Below are 15,795 nucleotides of genomic sequence, written 5' to 3' on the forward strand. Positions count from 1 at the left end.
GCGGCACACACGGATGGTGTTCGCGGGATTTCGCAACGTAGCGACGGAACGCGGGGCGGTGCAAGCACCGCGAACGGCCGCCCCGGGCCCGGGCCGGCCCGCCGCCGCACGGCGGGACGGCCCCGGCCTCATCCCCCTTCCGGCGAGGAATCGCTGGCCACGGCGGTGGCGGCGGCCGTCTGACGGAACAGCCACTCGGCCTTCAGCTCCGAGTATCCGGGCTTGATCACGTCATTGATCATCGCGAGACGTTCATCGAAAGGGATGAAGGCGGACTTCATCGCGTTGACCGTGAACCACTGCATGTCGTCGAGCGTGTAGCCGAACGCGGCCACCAGCTCGGCGAACTCGCGGCTCATGCTCGTACCGCTCATCAGGCGGTTGTCGGTGTTCACCGTGACCCGGAAGTGCAGCCGGCGCAGCAGTCCGATGGGGTGCTCCGCGTACGAGGCGGCCGCGCCGGTCTGCAGGTTGGAGGTGGGGCACATCTCCAGGGGGATGCGCTTGTCGCGCACATAGTTGGCCAGCCGCCCGAGGGAGACCGTGCCGTCCCGCGCGACCTCGATGTCGTCGATGATGCGCACGCCGTGGCCGAGCCGGTCGGCGCCGCACCACTGCAGGGCCTGCCAGATGGAGGGCAGGCCGAAGGCCTCGCCGGCGTGGATGGTGAAGTGGAAGTTCTCCCGCTGGAGGTACTCGAAGGCGTCGAGGTGGCGGGTGGGCGGGAAGCCGGCCTCGGCGCCCGCGATGTCGAAGCCGACGACGCCCCGGTCGCGGTACCGGATGGCCAGTTCGGCGATCTCCTGCGAGCGGGCGGCGTGCCGCATCGCGGTGAGCAGGGCGCCCACCCGGATCCGGCCGCCCGCCTCGCGGGCCCGCCGTTCGCCTTCCCGGAAGCCCTCGTTGACGGCCTCCACGACCTCGTCGAGGGAGAGCCCGTGCTCGACGTGGAGTTCCGGGGCGTAGCGCACCTCGGCGTAGACGACGCCGTCCGCGGCGAGGTCCTCGGCGCACTCGGCGGCGACCCGGGTGAGCGCCTCGCGGGTCTGCATGACGCCGACCGTGTGCGAGAAGGTCTCCAGGTAGCGCTCCAGCGAGCCGGAGTCGGCGGCCTCGCGGAACCAGGTGCCGAGCTTGTCCGGGTCGGTCTCCGGCAGGCCGTCGTAGCCCGACGCGCGGGCCAGGTCGACGACGGTCCCGGGGCGGACGCCGCCGTCGAGGTGGTCGTGGAGCAGCACCTTGGGTGCACGGCGGATCTGCTCGGGCGTGGGGGTGGCCCCCGCAGCGCCCGCGGGGAAGGGGAGCGTGCTTGAGCTCGTCATTTCCGAAACATACCCCCTACGCGCGTAGAACTCTTGGATGATGCCGAATATTGACCTCCTGGCCAGGTCGTGCACACCTTCCCGTCTGCCATGGTTACGCCATGGCTTCGCAAGCTTTACCGGTGCGTGGTGCGCGGTTGGGAAAGAGAGTGACACCGGGTCTGAACCCGGCGGCCCGGCGGGATACGGACGAGGAGGCGGTCCGTGCCGCCGTGCTGCTGCTGCCCGGCGGCCGTGCGCTGAGCACCCGTCGGCGCTCCCCCGTGGCGGCCGCGGCGATGGTGCCGCTGGCACGTCGGCTCATGCGGACGGCGGGCCGCGGCGGGGGCCTGGCCGTGCACGTCGTGCACTACCGCTTCCGCGGCTGGAACGGCGGTCACGCCCACCCGGCCGAGGACGCGCAGTGGGCGGTCGACGAGGTCGTCCGCCGCTACGGTGACGTACCGGTGTCGCTGGTCGGCATGGACATGGGCGGCCGCGCCGCGCTGCGGGCCGCGGGCCACCCGGCCGTCAACTCCGCGGTCGCCATAGCCCCGTGGCTGCCGGACGCGCCCGAGCCCGATCCGGTGAAGCAGCTGATAGGCCGCCATGTCCTGATCGTGCACGGCACGAACGACGGCTCCACCCACCCCGATCTCTCCTACCGGCTGGCCGAGCGGGTGAAGAAGGTCAACCGGGACGTGTGCCGGTTCGAGGTGCACACCGACGGCCACCTGCTCCACGACCACCGGGCCGAAGTCGCCTCGCTGACGTCCGACTTCGTCCTCGGCACCCTGCTGGGGCGGTCGTTCGCCCGCCCCGTCGCCGACGCGCTGGCCGCCCCTCCTCCGCTCGGCCTGCGCATGCCCCTGGCCTCCGGTTTCGGCCGGTCGCCCCAACTGCGCTGAGCCGCCCGGCGACCACGGGACTCACGGCCGCCCGCCCACCCTCCGTTCGACGAACTCGGCGACCCGGGTGAACCCGGCCGGCTCGTCCCCGGGCAGGGCGGCGACGCCGGGACCGGCCAGGAGGGCCGACGCGGCCAGGCGGAACATCAGGGCGCGCAGGAGCATCTGTGCGCCCTCGGCGCCGGGAACGGCCGAGTCCACCAGGTGGTGCGGGGCGCCGTGGTGGAGGAGGCCGTCGACCGCCACGATCGCGTCGGCGTACGCGGCGGGTCGCCAGTACGGGGAGAAGTCGATGACCGCGGGATCCCGGCCGGCCGCGAAGAGGACGTTCCCCGTCAGGTCGCCGTGGATGAGCCCGGCCCGCGCGTCGACCGGTGCGCGGAGCCGCTCCAACCGGGCGGCCAGCCGCCGGGCGTCCGCCGGCATCCGCGCCGTCGCCTCTCCCCAGGCGAGGCGATCGGCCACCGCCCACGGATGCCGCCGCGCGTCCAGGTGAGCGGGACGCGGCACATCGTGCAGGGCCTCGTGGAAAGCCCTTCCCGCGGCCAGCAGGGCGGGCCATCTCCCGGCGGGGCCCGGCTCCCCCGTCAGGAACTCGGTCGCCGCCCAGCCTTCGTAGACATGAGCGCCGTCCGCGGAACGCAGGAACCGCGGCACCCGGAAACCTCGGCGTCCCTGCAGACGTTCCATCAGGCCCGCGGCCCATTCGGTCTCCGCCGCGTCGGCGCCCGGTTTCAGCACCGCGTCGCCCACCCGGACGCTGTGCCCCTGTCCTCCTTCGAGCGGCTCGGGCCGGCCGGACAGCCCGAAGGCCTCCAGGACACGTGGCGGCGGCAGGACCGCGTCGGTCGCTCGGGGCATGCCCCGTATCCTCCGGGACCGGCGGCACCCGGCGCATCCGGGTTACGGACCGGCCGGCGCCGTCAGTCGGGGAGGAGCTGCCCGCGCCTGCCGAGCAGGAACTTCTTGAACGCCGCGACCGGGGCCGTGTCGGCGTGCCCGCCGAGCCAGGCCACCCCGATCTCCCGGACCGCGCGCGGGGCGGTGACGGTCAGCTCCACGACACCGGGGCGCGGCACGAGCGGGGGCGGCAACAGGGCCACCCCCAGACCGGCGGCGACCAGCCCGCGCAGGGTCTCGGCCTCCTCGCCCTCGAAGCCCACCCGGGGGGTGAAACCCGCCTCCGCGCACAGGGCGTCGGTGATGCGCCGCAGCCCGTATCCCGCTTCCAGGCTGACGAACAGCTCCCCGGACGCCTCCGCCAGGCGCACCCGGCGGCGGGAGGCGAGCCGGTGGTCGGCGGGGACGACCAGCCGCAGCCGCTGCTCGTCCAGGCGCCGGACGACCAGGTCGGGCGCGTCCGGGACCGGCGAGGTCAGGCACAGGTCCAGCTGGCCCGCACGCAGCCCGGCGAGCATCGCCTCGCCGTAGTTCTGCACGAGCTGGAAGCGGATCCGCGGGTGGTCGGCGCGGAAGGCCCGCAGCAGGGCCGGTACGGTCTCCGGGCCGAGCGTGTGGAGGAAGCCGAAGGCGACCCGTCCGGACAGCGGGTCGGCGTCGGCGCGCACGGACTCGGCCGAGCGCTCCACCTCGCCCAGCGCCCGCTCCACGGAGGCGAGGAAGCCGCGCCCCGCGGGGGTGAGCGAGACCGTACGGCCCTGGCGGGCGAAGAGCGTGACGCCCAGGTCGAGTTCGAGCCGGACCATGGCACGGCTGAGCGTGGACTGGGGCACCCCCAGCTCGCGCGCCGCGCGGGTGACGTGCTCGTGCCGCGCCACGGCGGCGAACTGGGCGAGCCGGGGTGCCAGCACCGTCGCCCAGGACGTGCTGTCCAGCTCCGCCCGCATGTCTGTTGCGTCACGGGACGGCGACAGCGATCCGGCTAACCTCGCTTCATGCGCCATGGGAACGATTATGACCACTGTGTGCATTGGACGCATGAAACGGGCCCGGCCTAGCGTGAAGGCATGTCTCCCGCCGATACAGGGGCGTCCACCGTGACACGGCCGGGCGCCGCCCCCTCCGCCCCCTCAGCCGCCACACTGCGACCGGGTGAGCCCGGCTACCGCCGCGCCATCCTGGCCCTGTTCGCCGCGGGTCTCGCCACCTTCGCCCTCCTCTACTCCACGCAGGCCCTGCTGCCGGTGCTGTCCACGGGGCTGTCCCTCAGCCCGGCCCAGGCCAGCCTCACCGTCTCGGCCACCACCGCCGCGCTGGCGCTGGCCCTGCTGCCGGTGAGCGCGCTGAGCGAGAAGTACGGGCGCACGGCCGTGATGACGGCGTCAGTCTTCAGTGCCTCGGCACTGGCCCTGGTCATCCCGTTCGCGCCGGACCTGACCACCCTGGTCGTGCTGCGCGCCGCGCAGGGCGTGGCCCTCGCAGGGCTCCCGGCGACCGCGATGGCGTACCTCGGCGAGGAGATCCACCCCAAGGCGGTGGCCTCCGCGATCGGGCTCTACGTCGCGGGCAACAGCATCGGCGGCATGAGCTCCCGGGTCCTGACCGGCGCCGTGGCGCAGGCCTTCGGCTGGCGCGCCTCGCTGTTCGCCGCCGGCGCGATGGCGGTGCTGTGCGCCGTCGCCTTCCGCCTGCTGATCCCCGCCGCCCGCAACTTCCGTCCCGGCCCGGTCAGTCCCGTCGCCCTGTGGCGCACGGTCACCGGTCATCTGGGCACCCCGCTGCTGCGCCGGCTCTACCTGATCGGGCTGCTGTTCATGGCGGTCTTCGGCGCCGTCTACAACGTGCTGGGCTACCGGCTCGCCGCCGAGCCCTTCGGCCTGTCGCAGACCGCGATCGGGCTCATCTTCCTGGTCTACCTGGTCGGCACCGGCGCCTCCGCCGCCTCCGGCGTCCTGCACGGCCGCCTCGGGCGGCGCGGCGCCCTGTACGTCGCCGCGGTGCTGGCCGCCGGCGGGCTGCTGCTCACCCTGGCGGACTCCCTCGCCGCCGTGCTGACCGGCCTGGTCCTCATCACGGCCGGCTTCTTCACCGGCCACTCCATCGCCTCCGGGGCGGTCAGCCGCACCGCCACCACCGGCCGCGCCCAGGCCTCCGCGCTCTATCTGACCGCGTACTACATCGGCAACAGCGTCGGCGGCACCCTCGGCGCCTCCGCCTTCCACTCCGCCGGCTGGGACGGCACGGTCGCCCTGTGCCTGGCCGCCGTCCTGGGCGTCGCGGGGATCACCCTGCACGCCACCCGGCGCGCGGTCGCGGACCGGCGGCTCACCGTCCCGGCCCGGCGGACGGCCCGGCGGACGGCCTGACGGACGGCCTCACGGACGGCCTCACGGAGCGGAACGCGAACGGGACCGGTGGAAGTCCACCGGTCCCGTTCCGTGTCGCGGGCGAAGGCCCCGCTCAGGCGATGCGGTCCAGCACGATCGGGTCCGCCGTGAACGCCGTGCCCGCCGGGGAGATCTCGACGCCGCCGGCGAGGGCCTCCAGCGCCCAGCCGAACTTCTCCGGGGTGTCGGTGTGCAGGGTGAGCAGCGGCTGGCCCTGGGTGACCGCGGCACCCGGCTTGGCGTGCAGCTCGACGCCCGCGCCGGCCTGCACCGGGTCCTCCTTGCGCGCCCGGCCCGCGCCGAGGCGCCAGGCGGCGACACCCACGGCGTAGGCGTCAAGACCGGTGAGGACACCGGAACGCTCGGCGGTGACGACGTGCCGCTCGCGCGCGACGGGCAGCTCCGCGTCCGGGTCGCCGCCCTGGGCGGAGATCATGCGGCGCCACACGTCCATGGCGGAGCCGTCGGCGAGCGCCTTGGCCGGGTCGGCGTCCTTCAGGCCCGCCGCGTCGAGCATCTCGCGCGCCAGGGCGAGGGTCAGCTCGACCACGTCGGCCGGGCCGCCGCCCGCCAGCACCTCGACGGACTCCCGGACCTCCAGCGCGTTGCCCGCGGTCAGGCCGAGCGGGGTGGACATGCCGGTGAGCAGCGCCACCGTCCGCACACCGTGGTCGGTGCCCAGCCCCACCATCGTGGAGGCCAGTTCCCGCGCCTGCTCCAGGTTCTTCATGAAGGCACCGGAGCCGACCTTGACGTCCAGGACGAGCGAGCCCGTGCCCTCGGCGATCTTCTTGGACATGATCGAGGAGGCGATCAGCGGGATCGCCTCGACGGTGCCGGTGACGTCGCGCAGCGCGTACAGCTTCTTGTCGGCGGGGGCGAGGCCGTCGCCCGCGGCGCATATGACGGCGCCGCTGTCGCCCAGGACCCGCAGCATCTCGTCGTTCGACAGCAGGGCCCGCCAGCCCGGGATGGACTCCAGCTTGTCCAGGGTGCCCCCGGTGTGGCCGAGGCCGCGGCCGGACAGCTGGGGGACGGCCGCGCCGCAGGCCGCGACCAGGGGCGCGAGCGGCAGCGTGATCTTGTCGCCGACGCCACCGGTGGAGTGCTTGTCAGCGGTCGGACGGGGCAGCGCGGAGAAGTCCATGCGCTCGCCGCTGGCGATCATCGCGGCCGTCCAGCGCGCGATCTCGGCCCGGTCCATGCCGTTGAGCAGGATCGCCATCGCGAGCGCGGACATCTGCTCGTCGGCGACCTCACCCCTGGTGTAGGCGTCGATGACCCAGTCGATCTGGTCGTCGCCGAGGCGGCCGCCGTCGCGCTTGGTGCGGATGACGGAAATCGCGTCCATGATTCACGTACCTTCTTAGCGATTGATCAGGTCGTCCGGGCCGAACGCGTCGGGGAGGACGTCGCGCATCGTGCGGATGCCGTCGGACATCTCCACCAGCAGTTCGGGGCCGCCGTGCTCCCACAGCAGCTGACGGCAGCGACCGCACGGCATCAGCTGGTCGCCCTTGCGGTCGACGCAGGTGAAGGCGACGAGCCGGCCGCCCCCGGTGGCGTGCAGGGTCGACACCAGGCCGCACTCGGCGCACAGGCCGAGGCCGTAGCTGGCGTTCTCCACGTTGCACGCCGAGATGACCCGCCCGTCGTCCACCAGCGCGGCCGCGCCGACGGGGAATTGCGAGTACGGGACGTAGGCCCGGGACATGGCGTCCCGGGCCTGCGCCCGCAGGCCTTCCCAGTCGACGTCGTCGACGCCGACCCGGCCCGCGGTGTCGCTCACTTGCCCTGACCCTTCCGGTACCTCATACCGTCAGCCTTGGGCATCCGCAGACGTTGTGCCGACAGGGAGAGCACCAGCAGGGTGACGACGTACGGGGTCGCACCCACGAACTCGCTGGGCACCTCGTCGGTGAGCAGGTACCAGGCCAGCACCAGCGCGCCGACGACGAGGCTGACACCACCCTGCCAGAAGCTCCGCTTCCACAGCTTCCAGGCCGCCAGCAGCACCAGCAGGACCACCAGGAGCAGCAGCAGCGCGTGCACCGTCGGACCGCCGTTGCGCAGCTGCAGCGCGTCGGAGTAGCCGAAGAGGCCGGCGCCGGTGGCCAGGCCGCCGACGCGCCAGTTACCGAAGATCATCGCGGCGAGGCCGATGTAGCCGCGGCCGCCGGTCTGGCCCTCGAGGTAGATGTGCGTGGGCACCATCGCCAGGAAGGCGCCGCCGAGGCCGGCGAGACCGCCGGAGGCGATCACGGCGATGTACTTGTACAGGTACACGTTGACGCCGAGCGACTCGGCCGCGACCGGGTTCTCGCCGCAGGAGCGCAGCCGCAGGCCGAACGGGCTGCGCCACAGCAGGAAGAAGCTGCCGACGAAGAGCACCACCGCGACGAGCGTCAGCGCGGACACGTCGGTGACCAGGCCGCCGAGGACGCCGGCGAGGTCGGAGACGAAGAACCAGCCGTGCTTCTCGATGCTCGACAGCCCGTCGGACAGCCCCGGGACGTCGAAGGACGGCAGGGGGTCGACCGGCGGGGACTGCTTGGGGTTGCCGCCCTTGGTGGCCGCGTCGCCGGTGGAGAACCACAGCTTGGCGAGGTACTGGGTGGCACCGAGCGCCAGGATGTTGATGGCCACACCGGAGATGATGTGGTCGACGCCGAAGGTGACGGTGGCGATCGCGTGGATCAGGCCGCCGAGCGCACCGCCGACGACGCCGGCGAGGACGCCGACCCACGGGTTGGTCTGCCAGCCGGCCCAGGCACCGAAGAAGGTGCCGAGGATCATCATGCCCTCGAGGCCGATGTTGACCACGCCGGACCGCTCGGACCACAGGCCGGCCAGACCGGCCAGGCCGATCGGCACGGCGAGGCCGAGCGCCGCGGTGATCTGGCCCTGCGCGGTGAGCTGGTCCTGGCCGGTGATGATCCGCACCACCGACACCAGCGCGATCGCGGCGGCGATGATCAGCAGGATCACCGGGAAGGAGAGGCGGCCCTTGCGGCCCTTGGCCCCTGCGGCCTTGGGAGCCGCGGGCGGCGGGGTCTGGGTCGTCGTGGCGGTCACGCCGTCACCTCCTTCTTGGTGCGGGCCTGGGCGGCGAGCTCCTCGCCGACCTTCTGCTGCTGGCGCTTGAGGCCGTAGCGGCGGACCACCTCGTAGGCGATGACGACGCTCAGGACGATGACGCCCTGCATCACGCCGACGATCTCCTTGTCGTAGCCCTCGAACTCCAGGCGGCCCGAGCCGCGCTCCAGGAAGCCCCACAGCAGCGCGGCCAGCGCGACGCCGACCGGGTTGTTGCGGCCGAGCAGGGCCACCGAGATGCCGGTGAAGCCGATGCCGGCCGGGAAGAGGTCGGCGCCGTAGGCGTGGGTGTCGTTCAGCAGCAGCGGCAGGCCGGTGAGACCGGCCAGGCCGCCGGAGATCAGCATGCTGGTGACCACCATGCGCTTGACGCTGACGCCGCTGGCGGTGGCGGCGCTCTCGGACAGGCCGACGCTGCGCAGGTCGAAGCCGAAGCGGGTGCGGCCCAGCACGAACCAGTAGCCGACGCCGATGATCACGGCGAGCACGACGAAGCCGTAGATCTGGCCGATGTCCTCGCCCATGTCGAAGTTGAACAGATGGCCGGAGGAGGGCAGCGGCGTGGTCGACACCGAGGTGCCCGCCGTGTCGAGGTGGCCGAGCCGGCCGTCCTTGAGCAGGTAGCCGACGATGGACAGGGCGATCGCGTTCAGCATGATCGTCGCGATGACCTCGCTGACCCCGCGCGAGGTCTTCAGCACACCCGCGATACCGGCCCACATGGCGCCGACGGTCATGGCGACCACGATGATCAGCGGGATCTGCAGGAAGCCCGGCAGCGACACCGCGCCGCCGACGGCCGCGGCGAAGAAGGCGCCCAGGCGGTACTGGCCCTCGACGCCGATGTTGAACAGGTTCATGCGGAAGCCGACGGCGACCGCGATGCCCGCGATGTAGTACGTGGTCGCCTTGTTGATGATCTCGACCTGGCTGTCGCTCTTGAAGCCGTAGTCGAACATCGTCCCGAAGGCGCCGAACGGCTCCTTGCCCGTGGCGAGCAGCACCAGCGCCGTGATCACGAACGCGGCCACGAGCGCCAGCACGGGGGCGGCGATGCCGAGGAGCACCCGCTCCTTGTCGATCTTCTTCATCGGTCCTCTCCCCCGTGGCCGGTGTCGCCGTCCTCGTGCTCGAGATGGCCGGCGGCCGCGCCGGTCATCGCGGAGCCCAGCTCCTCCGGGGTGATGGTGGCGGGGTCGGCGTCGGCGACCAGGCGGCCGCGGTACATGACGCGCAGGGTGTCGGACAGGCCGATCAGCTCGTCCAGGTCGGCGGAGATCAGCAGCACGGCCAGGCCCTCACGCCGGGCCTCGCGGATCTGGTCCCAGATCTGGGCCTGGGCACCGACGTCCACGCCCCGGGTGGGGTGCGCGGCGATCAGCAGCTTGGGCCGGTGGCTCATCTCGCGGCCGACGATCAGCTTCTGCTGGTTGCCGCCGGACAGGGACGCGGCGGTCACCTCGATGCCGGGGGTGCGGACGTCGTACTCGCGCACGATCCGCTCGGTGTCGCGGCGGGCCGCGGCCGGGTCGAGGAAGCCGCCCTTGCTGTTGGGCGACTCGGTGACGTGGCCCAGGATGCGGTTCTCCCAGAGCGGGGCCTCCAGCAGCAGGCCGTGCCGGTGCCGGTCCTCGGGGATGTAGCCGATGCCGCCCTCGCGGCGCCTGCGCGTCGGCATCTGGGTGATCTCGTCGCCGTCGAGGCCGATCCGGCCCGCGTCGGGCGGCAGGATGCCCATGATCGCCTCGACCAGTTCCGCCTGGCCGTTGCCCTCGACACCCGCGATGCCGAGGACCTCGCCCTTGTGGATGGTGAAGGAGATCCGGTCCAGGACGACGCGTTCGATGCCCTCCAGGTCGGTCTCCGACAGGTGCAGACCGTCGACGGTGAGCATCGGGGCGTCGGTGACCGTCGACTCGCGGGTCTCGGGGGACGGCAGCTCGCTGCCGACCATCAGCTCCGCGAGCTGCTTGGGGGTCGTGGTCGCCGGGTCGGCGGAACCGACCGTGGTGCCCCGCCGGATGACGGTGATCGCGTCGGCGACGGAGAGCACCTCGCCCAGCTTGTGGGAGATGAAGATGACCGTCAGGCCCTCGGCCTTGAGCTCGCGCAGGTTGTCGAAGAGCGCGTCGACCTCCTGCGGTACGAGGACCGCGGTCGGCTCGTCGAGGATCAGCGTACGGGCGCCGCGGAAGAGGACCTTCAGGATCTCGACGCGCTGACGGTCGGCGACACCGAGGTCCTCCACCAGGACGTCCGGGCGCACCCCGAGGCCGTAGGCGTCCGAGATCTCCTTGATCTTCGCCCGGGCCCTGCCGCCGATGCCGTACAGCTTCTCGCTGCCGAGGACGACGTTCTCGAGGACGGTGAGGTTGTCGGCGAGCATGAAGTGCTGGTGCACCATGCCGATGCCGCGGGCGATGGCGTCGCCCGGGTCGTGGAAGGTCACCCGCTCGCCGTCGACGGTGATGGTGCCCTCGTCCGGCTTCTGCATGCCGTAGAGGATCTTCATCAGCGTCGACTTGCCGGCGCCGTTCTCGCCCACGAGGGCGTGCACCGTGCCACGGCGAACCGTGATGTCGATGTCGTGGTTGGCCACGACGCCTGGGAATCGCTTGGTGATGCCGCGGAGCTCCACGGCATTCTGGCTGGGGGGGCTGGACGCGTCGATGGCGCACTCTCCTCGCGGAAAAGAGCGGGGTGGGCGGGGTGTGGCGAACGTATCGCGAGGAGGGGCCTCTACACGCGTAGCGTTGCCAGATCCATAAGGGGATGAGTCACAACGGATACCGCGTGCGCGACACCCGGCTGAACGCAGGCGCGAGGCCCGGGAAGGGGGGAGCCTGGGCTGTCCCCTCCCGAGCCTCGCGCCCGGCGCTCATGAGAGACCGGACGTCACTTGACGGTCGTCTTGACCTTGATGTCGCCGCTCACGATCTTGGTCTTGGCCTCGTCCAGCTGGGACTTGATGTCGTCGATGAAGCCACCGCTGGTGGACAGGCCGACACCGTCCTTGGCCAGGTCGTAGGCGTTGGTGCCGGTCAGCGGGGTACCGTCCTTGACCGACTTGACCGCCTCGTAGACCGCGACGTTCACGTTCTTCAGCGCGGAGGTCAGGATCGAGTCCTTGTACTTGGCCAGACCCGGCTGCTCGTGCTGGTCGGAGTCGACACCGATCGCCCAGGCGCCGGACTTGCCGGCGACGGCCTCGATGGCGCCGTTGCCGGAGGAGCCGGCGGCCGAGTAGATCACGTCGATGCCGTTGTCCAGCATGCCCTGCGCGGCGGCCTTGCCCTTGGCGGGGTCGGAGAAGCCGGAGATGTCCGAGCCGGGGGTCAGGTACTGGGTGGTGACCTTGACCTTCGGGTTGGTCTCCGCCACGCCCTGGCGGAAACCGGCCTCGAACTTGTTGATCAGCGGGATGTCCACGCCACCGATGAAGCCGACCTTGTTGTCCTTGGTCTTCAGGGCGGCGGCGACACCGGCGAGGTAGGAGCTCTGCTCCTCGGTGAAGACGATGCTGTCGACGTTCTTGGCGTCGACGACCGAGTCGACGATCGCGAAGGTCGTCTTGGGGTACTTCTTGGCCGCGGCCGTGATGGAGTCGGCGTACGCGAAGCCGACACCGATGACCGGGTTGTAACCCGCGTCGGCCAGGTCCTCCAGGCGCTGCTCGCGGTCGGCCTCGGTGTCCGAGGTCTTGGCGGTCAGCTCCTTCACCTCGACACCGAAGTCGGCCTTCGCCTTGTCCAGGCCCGCGGCGGCGGAGTCGTTGAACGAGTGGTCACCACGGCCACCCACGTCGTAGGCGACGCCGACCTTCAGCTTGCTGCTGTCGCTGCCGCCGCTGGTGGTGTCACTGTCCTTGGAGCTGCTGCCGCAAGCGGTCGCAGTGAGCGCGAGAGCCGCGGAGGCTATACCCGCGGCGGCGATCTTGGTTACCCGGCGCAAGAGGGTACCCCTTCAACTCTGAGCGCCCCGTCCGGCGCTGGCTTAACCGGAGCTTAACGCGCGTAGATGTCAGGTAAAGGGGGGTTGGCCGCCCGTTATCGGATCGTCGCATTTCGGCCAGGTGACCCGGCCGTGTCGGCCGGGTCACCCACCGTCATGCCAGCAGCGCAGCGGAGGTGAAGAGCTCCACGCCGACCTTGATCGCGCCCTCGTCGACGTCGAAGTCACCTTGATGCAGATCACGCTTTGACGTGTCCCCAACGGGCCGTACGCCCAACCTCGCCAGCGCGCCCGGAACCTGCTCCAGGTACCAGGAGAAGTCCTCGCCGCCGAGGCTCTGCTCCGTGTCCTCGACCGTGTGCGCGCCGTAACGGGCCGTCATGGCGTCGCGCAGCAGCTCGGTCGAGTCCGCCTCGTTCACCACCGGCGGCACCCCGCGGTGGTAGGTCAGCTCCCACTTCGCCCGGTACATCGCGGCCACCTGGTCGATCACCTCGTGGACCAGGTCGGGGGCCTCGTGCCAGGCGTTCAGGTCCAGGCAGCGGACCGTGCCCTCCAGCTCGGCGTGCTGCGGGATGACGTTGGCGGCGTGGCCGGCCTCGATGCGGCCCCACACGATGCTCATCCCGGCACGGGGGTCGATCCGGCGGGCCAGCACGGCCGGCAGCTCGGTGGCCATCTTGGCGGCGGCCGTGACCAGGTCGGTGGTGAGGTGGGGGCGGGCCGTGTGGCCGCCCGCGCCGTCCAGGGAGAGCTCCAGCCGGTCCACGGCGGAGGTGATCGGCCCCTGCCGCAGCCCGATCCGCCCGACCTCGACCTTCGGGTCGCAGTGCAGGGCCAGGATCCGGCCCACGCCGTCCAGCGCCTTCGCCTTGATGGCGTCCAGCGCGCCGCCCGGCATGACCTCCTCGGCCGGCTGGAACACCAGCCGCACCGGACGCCTCAGCTTGCCCTCGCGCTCCAGCGCCGCCAGTACCAGGCCGGCGCCGAGCACCACCGTGGTGTGCACGTCGTGGCCGCAGGCGTGCGCCCGGCCGGGCACGGTCGAGCGGTACTCCACGCGCTTGGTGTCCGGGATCGGGAGCGCGTCCAGATCCGCGCGCAGCGCCAGCCGCGGACGCTCGGGGTCGGTGGCGCCGATGTCGCACAGCAGCCCGGTGCCGCCGGGCATCACACGGGGCTTGAGACCGGCCTGCTCCAGGCGCGCCTTGACCGCGGCGGTGGTACGGAACTCCTGCCGGCCCAGCTCGGGGTTCATGTGCAGGTCCCGCCGGAACGCCACGAGTTCGGCCCGCAGCCGCTCGGGCACCACCCCCAGCAGCGCACCTTCGGGTGCGGCGGGAACCACGGGCGCCACTGGCACGGGATTTTCGGAGGGTTCGGAGGCTGAGTCGTTCACCTCCGACAGGCTAGACCGCATCTGTACTCCTGATCGCTGGATCGCCGTAATTTCATGCCGCGCGAGGAAGAAAAACTCCCCCGTTCGGCGCGTACCCCGCCCCGTACAGGGGTAAGAACCTGGTTTATCCCTCGCCACTCCATAGTGGCCCAACGATCGCCCGGCCGCGAGGCAACGCTCTGTGAGCGGCCCGGAACGGCCCTGGCGGGAAGCGCCGAGGGCGGCGGACCCCCTTGGCCGGGGCGGTTCAGACCAGGGCGACGGGGGCGTCGGAGGCGGACAGCTCCGGGGAGGGGCGGCGCGGGCCCAGGAGGCGCGCGTAGAGGTCGACGAGCGGCTCGGCCTGCTTCTGCCAGGACCACTCGCGCAGCACGTCCCCGCGTTCGTACGCCTTGCGGTAGCGGCGCGGGTTGGTGAGCACGGCGCCGACGGCCCGGACGAAGTCGGCGGTGTCCCCGCAGCGGAAGACCTCGCCGTTGCCGATCTCCAGGGTCGGGCGGGCCAGCACGCGGACGTCGCTGACCACCACGGGCAGCCGGGCGTGCGCGTACTCGAAGTAGCGGGCCGGGAGCGCGACCTGCCGGTCGGGGAGCCGGTGCACGGGCAGCACGCCGATGTCCGCCGAGGACAGGAAGCGCGGGATCTCGGCGGGCGGCACGTACGGCAGCACGTGCAGCCGGCGGGCCACGCCCAACTCGGCCGCGCGGCCGGCGAGGGTGCCGATCCAGGCGTCCTCGGGGTCGGGCACGATCAGTGCGGCGTGCAGGTCGTAGAGCCTGGGCAGCGCGTCGACGACGGTGAGCAGGCCGCGGGCGGGGCCGGCGGAGCCGCTGTGGACCAGCAGCGGGACCTCGGGGGCGAGGCGGCAGCGGTCGCGGACCCCGGACGGCGGCGGGGAGGGCAGCGGCTCGTACGGCGGGGTGTTGCGGGCCACCGCGGGGCGCGTGGGCAGCCCGTGGCGCTCGCGGAGGCGGTCGGCGTAGGTGTCGGCGACGGTGACGACGCCGTCGGTGAGCGGCGCGTAGCTGCGCTCGTGGGCGTCGCGGGCGACGGCGGCGCGGCGGGAGGGCTCGGCCTCGGCGGTGGTGTCCCAGACCACCTCCACCCGGTGGCCGCTTCCCTCGGCGCGCATCGCGGCCCGCACGGCGGTGCCCAGGGTGCGGTGGCCCAGGGCGTGCACGAGGTGCGGGCGCAGTTCGTCGAGGACCGGGCCGTAGGCGATCTCCAGGTCGAGCAGGAGCGGGTCGAGCCGGCGCCAGCAGCGCTTGCCGAGCAGCAGCCGGGTCGCGGTGGCGGCGGCGCTCTCGAGGGCTCCGCCGGGGACGGAGCGGCGGCGGACCGCGGCGCGGTACTGCGCCGAGCGCAGCGCCGTCCAGGCCCGGCACAGCACGTGCCGGAACCGGCTGCCCGCGTGCAGGAGGCGGGCTCCGGCCTTCACCGGTAAAGGGCGGTGGATCACGTCCAGCTCGGCGCCGCGGGAGGCCAGCAGGGCCGCGTGGGCGGCGAGCAGCGCGTTGCGGAAGGCGTGCGCATCGGCGCTGCGGTAGGCGAGGACGTGCCGCGCGCCCGGACGGGGGCGCTGCAGCCGCCTGCGGTGGAGCGTCTCGGCGACGGTGACGCGGAGCAGCCGCACGCCGGCGGGCGCGGTGCAGGTCGCGCCGGCGGGCCCCTCGGCGGCACGGCCGATGAGCGTGACCTCGTACCCGGCGGCGACCGCCGCCGCCGCCACACGGTGCGCCCGGGAGTCACCGTCGAGCGCGCTGTCCGCGAGGACCGCGATGCGCGGCGCGGACCTCGGTGCCGTTGCCATGGATCAAGACAACCGGGTTCGGGTGACCGCTCGGTGAAGTGGA

General features: G+C 72.4%; 13 protein-coding genes. 2 read left to right on the forward strand and 11 right to left on the reverse strand.

Annotation, left to right across the window (positions count from 1 at the left end):
- Positions 1-128: 128 nt before the first annotated feature.
- Complete coding sequence (locus PV342_RS15805; RefSeq protein ID WP_500317523.1) at positions 129-1,322, reverse strand: adenosine deaminase; 1,194 nt, start codon at positions 1,320-1,322, stop codon at positions 129-131.
- Positions 1,323-1,423: 101 nt separating this feature from the next.
- On the opposite strand from PV342_RS15805, the gene PV342_RS15810 reads away from it, so the two are divergent.
- A complete protein-coding gene (locus PV342_RS15810) occupies positions 1,424-2,209 on the forward strand; it encodes a dienelactone hydrolase family protein (RefSeq protein ID WP_386991583.1) in 786 nt (261 codons plus the stop codon).
- 21 nt (positions 2,210-2,230) lie between these two features.
- On the opposite strand, the gene PV342_RS15815 is transcribed toward PV342_RS15810, so the two are convergent.
- A complete protein-coding gene (locus PV342_RS15815; protein WP_400798966.1) occupies positions 2,231-3,070 on the reverse strand; it encodes an aminoglycoside phosphotransferase in 840 nt (279 codons plus the stop codon).
- A 62-nt stretch (positions 3,071-3,132) separates the two neighbouring features.
- Positions 3,133-4,113: a LysR substrate-binding domain-containing protein gene (locus PV342_RS15820; RefSeq protein ID WP_500317525.1), complete on the reverse strand. Its 981-nt coding sequence runs from the start codon at positions 4,111-4,113 to the stop codon at positions 3,133-3,135.
- 63 nt (positions 4,114-4,176) lie between these two features.
- Here PV342_RS15820 and PV342_RS15825 point away from each other — a divergent pair, with 63 nt between their 5' ends.
- A complete protein-coding gene (locus PV342_RS15825) occupies positions 4,177-5,475 on the forward strand; it encodes an MFS transporter (protein WP_400798971.1) in 1,299 nt (432 codons plus the stop codon).
- A gap of 94 nt (positions 5,476-5,569) precedes the next feature.
- On the opposite strand, the gene PV342_RS15830 is transcribed toward PV342_RS15825, so the two are convergent.
- The 8 genes from PV342_RS15830 to PV342_RS15865 all read right to left on the reverse strand — a co-directional run bounded on the left by PV342_RS15830 (position 5,570) and on the right by PV342_RS15865 (position 15,752).
- Positions 5,570-6,847: a thymidine phosphorylase gene (locus tag PV342_RS15830; RefSeq protein ID WP_360998599.1), complete on the reverse strand. Its 1,278-nt coding sequence runs from the start codon at positions 6,845-6,847 to the stop codon at positions 5,570-5,572.
- 15 nt (positions 6,848-6,862) lie between these two features.
- The gene (locus PV342_RS15835; protein ID WP_360998601.1) at positions 6,863-7,285 is read right to left on the reverse strand and encodes a cytidine deaminase; all 423 of its coding nucleotides are present in this window, start codon (positions 7,283-7,285) and stop codon (positions 6,863-6,865) included.
- Complete coding sequence (locus PV342_RS15840; protein WP_018561289.1) at positions 7,282-8,571, reverse strand: ABC transporter permease; 1,290 nt, start codon at positions 8,569-8,571, stop codon at positions 7,282-7,284. Before PV342_RS15840 ends, PV342_RS15835 begins: the two co-directional genes overlap by 4 nt.
- Positions 8,568-9,683 carry an ABC transporter permease gene (locus tag PV342_RS15845; RefSeq protein ID WP_386991574.1) on the reverse strand — a complete coding sequence of 372 codons (1,116 nt, stop codon included), beginning with the start codon at positions 9,681-9,683 and terminating at the stop codon, positions 8,568-8,570. The genes PV342_RS15840 and PV342_RS15845 overlap by 4 nt, the downstream gene beginning before the upstream one ends.
- Positions 9,680-11,230: an ABC transporter ATP-binding protein gene (locus PV342_RS15850; RefSeq protein WP_400798976.1), complete on the reverse strand. Its 1,551-nt coding sequence runs from the start codon at positions 11,228-11,230 to the stop codon at positions 9,680-9,682. The genes PV342_RS15845 and PV342_RS15850 overlap by 4 nt, the downstream gene beginning before the upstream one ends.
- A gap of 257 nt (positions 11,231-11,487) precedes the next feature.
- Positions 11,488-12,543: a BMP family lipoprotein gene (locus PV342_RS15855; RefSeq protein ID WP_386991570.1), complete on the reverse strand. Its 1,056-nt coding sequence runs from the start codon at positions 12,541-12,543 to the stop codon at positions 11,488-11,490.
- A gap of 154 nt (positions 12,544-12,697) precedes the next feature.
- Positions 12,698-13,900: a M20 family metallopeptidase gene (locus tag PV342_RS15860; protein WP_400799273.1), complete on the reverse strand. Its 1,203-nt coding sequence runs from the start codon at positions 13,898-13,900 to the stop codon at positions 12,698-12,700.
- A 289-nt stretch (positions 13,901-14,189) separates the two neighbouring features.
- The gene (locus tag PV342_RS15865) at positions 14,190-15,752 is read right to left on the reverse strand and encodes a glycosyltransferase (RefSeq protein ID WP_500317527.1); all 1,563 of its coding nucleotides are present in this window, start codon (positions 15,750-15,752) and stop codon (positions 14,190-14,192) included.
- Positions 15,753-15,795: the final 43 nt, after the last annotated feature.

It is taken from the genome of Streptomyces sp. PA03-3a, assembly GCF_033792735.1.
In the GTDB taxonomy this organism is placed as follows: Bacteria; Actinomycetota; Actinomycetes; order Streptomycetales; family Streptomycetaceae; genus Actinacidiphila.

Bases quoted from the DNA above. Each gene is read 5' to 3' on its own strand.
- PV342_RS15865 (WP_500317527.1), bottom strand. From the start codon at position 15,752: ATGGCAACGGCACCGAGGTCCGCGCCGCGCATCGCGGTCCTCGCGGAC.
- PV342_RS15815 (WP_400798966.1), bottom strand. From the start codon at position 3,070: ATGCCCCGAGCGACCGACGCGGTCCTGCCGCCGCCACGTGTCCTGGAG.
- PV342_RS15810 (WP_386991583.1), top strand. From the start codon at position 1,424: ATGGCTTCGCAAGCTTTACCGGTGCGTGGTGCGCGGTTGGGAAAGAGA.
- PV342_RS15845 (WP_386991574.1), bottom strand. From the start codon at position 9,683: ATGAAGAAGATCGACAAGGAGCGGGTGCTCCTCGGCATCGCCGCCCCC.
- PV342_RS15805 (WP_500317523.1), bottom strand. From the start codon at position 1,322: ATGACGAGCTCAAGCACGCTCCCCTTCCCCGCGGGCGCTGCGGGGGCC.
- PV342_RS15830 (WP_360998599.1), bottom strand. From the start codon at position 6,847: ATGGACGCGATTTCCGTCATCCGCACCAAGCGCGACGGCGGCCGCCTC.
- PV342_RS15825 (WP_400798971.1), top strand. From the start codon at position 4,177: ATGTCTCCCGCCGATACAGGGGCGTCCACCGTGACACGGCCGGGCGCC.
- PV342_RS15820 (WP_500317525.1), bottom strand. From the start codon at position 4,113: ATGGCGCATGAAGCGAGGTTAGCCGGATCGCTGTCGCCGTCCCGTGAC.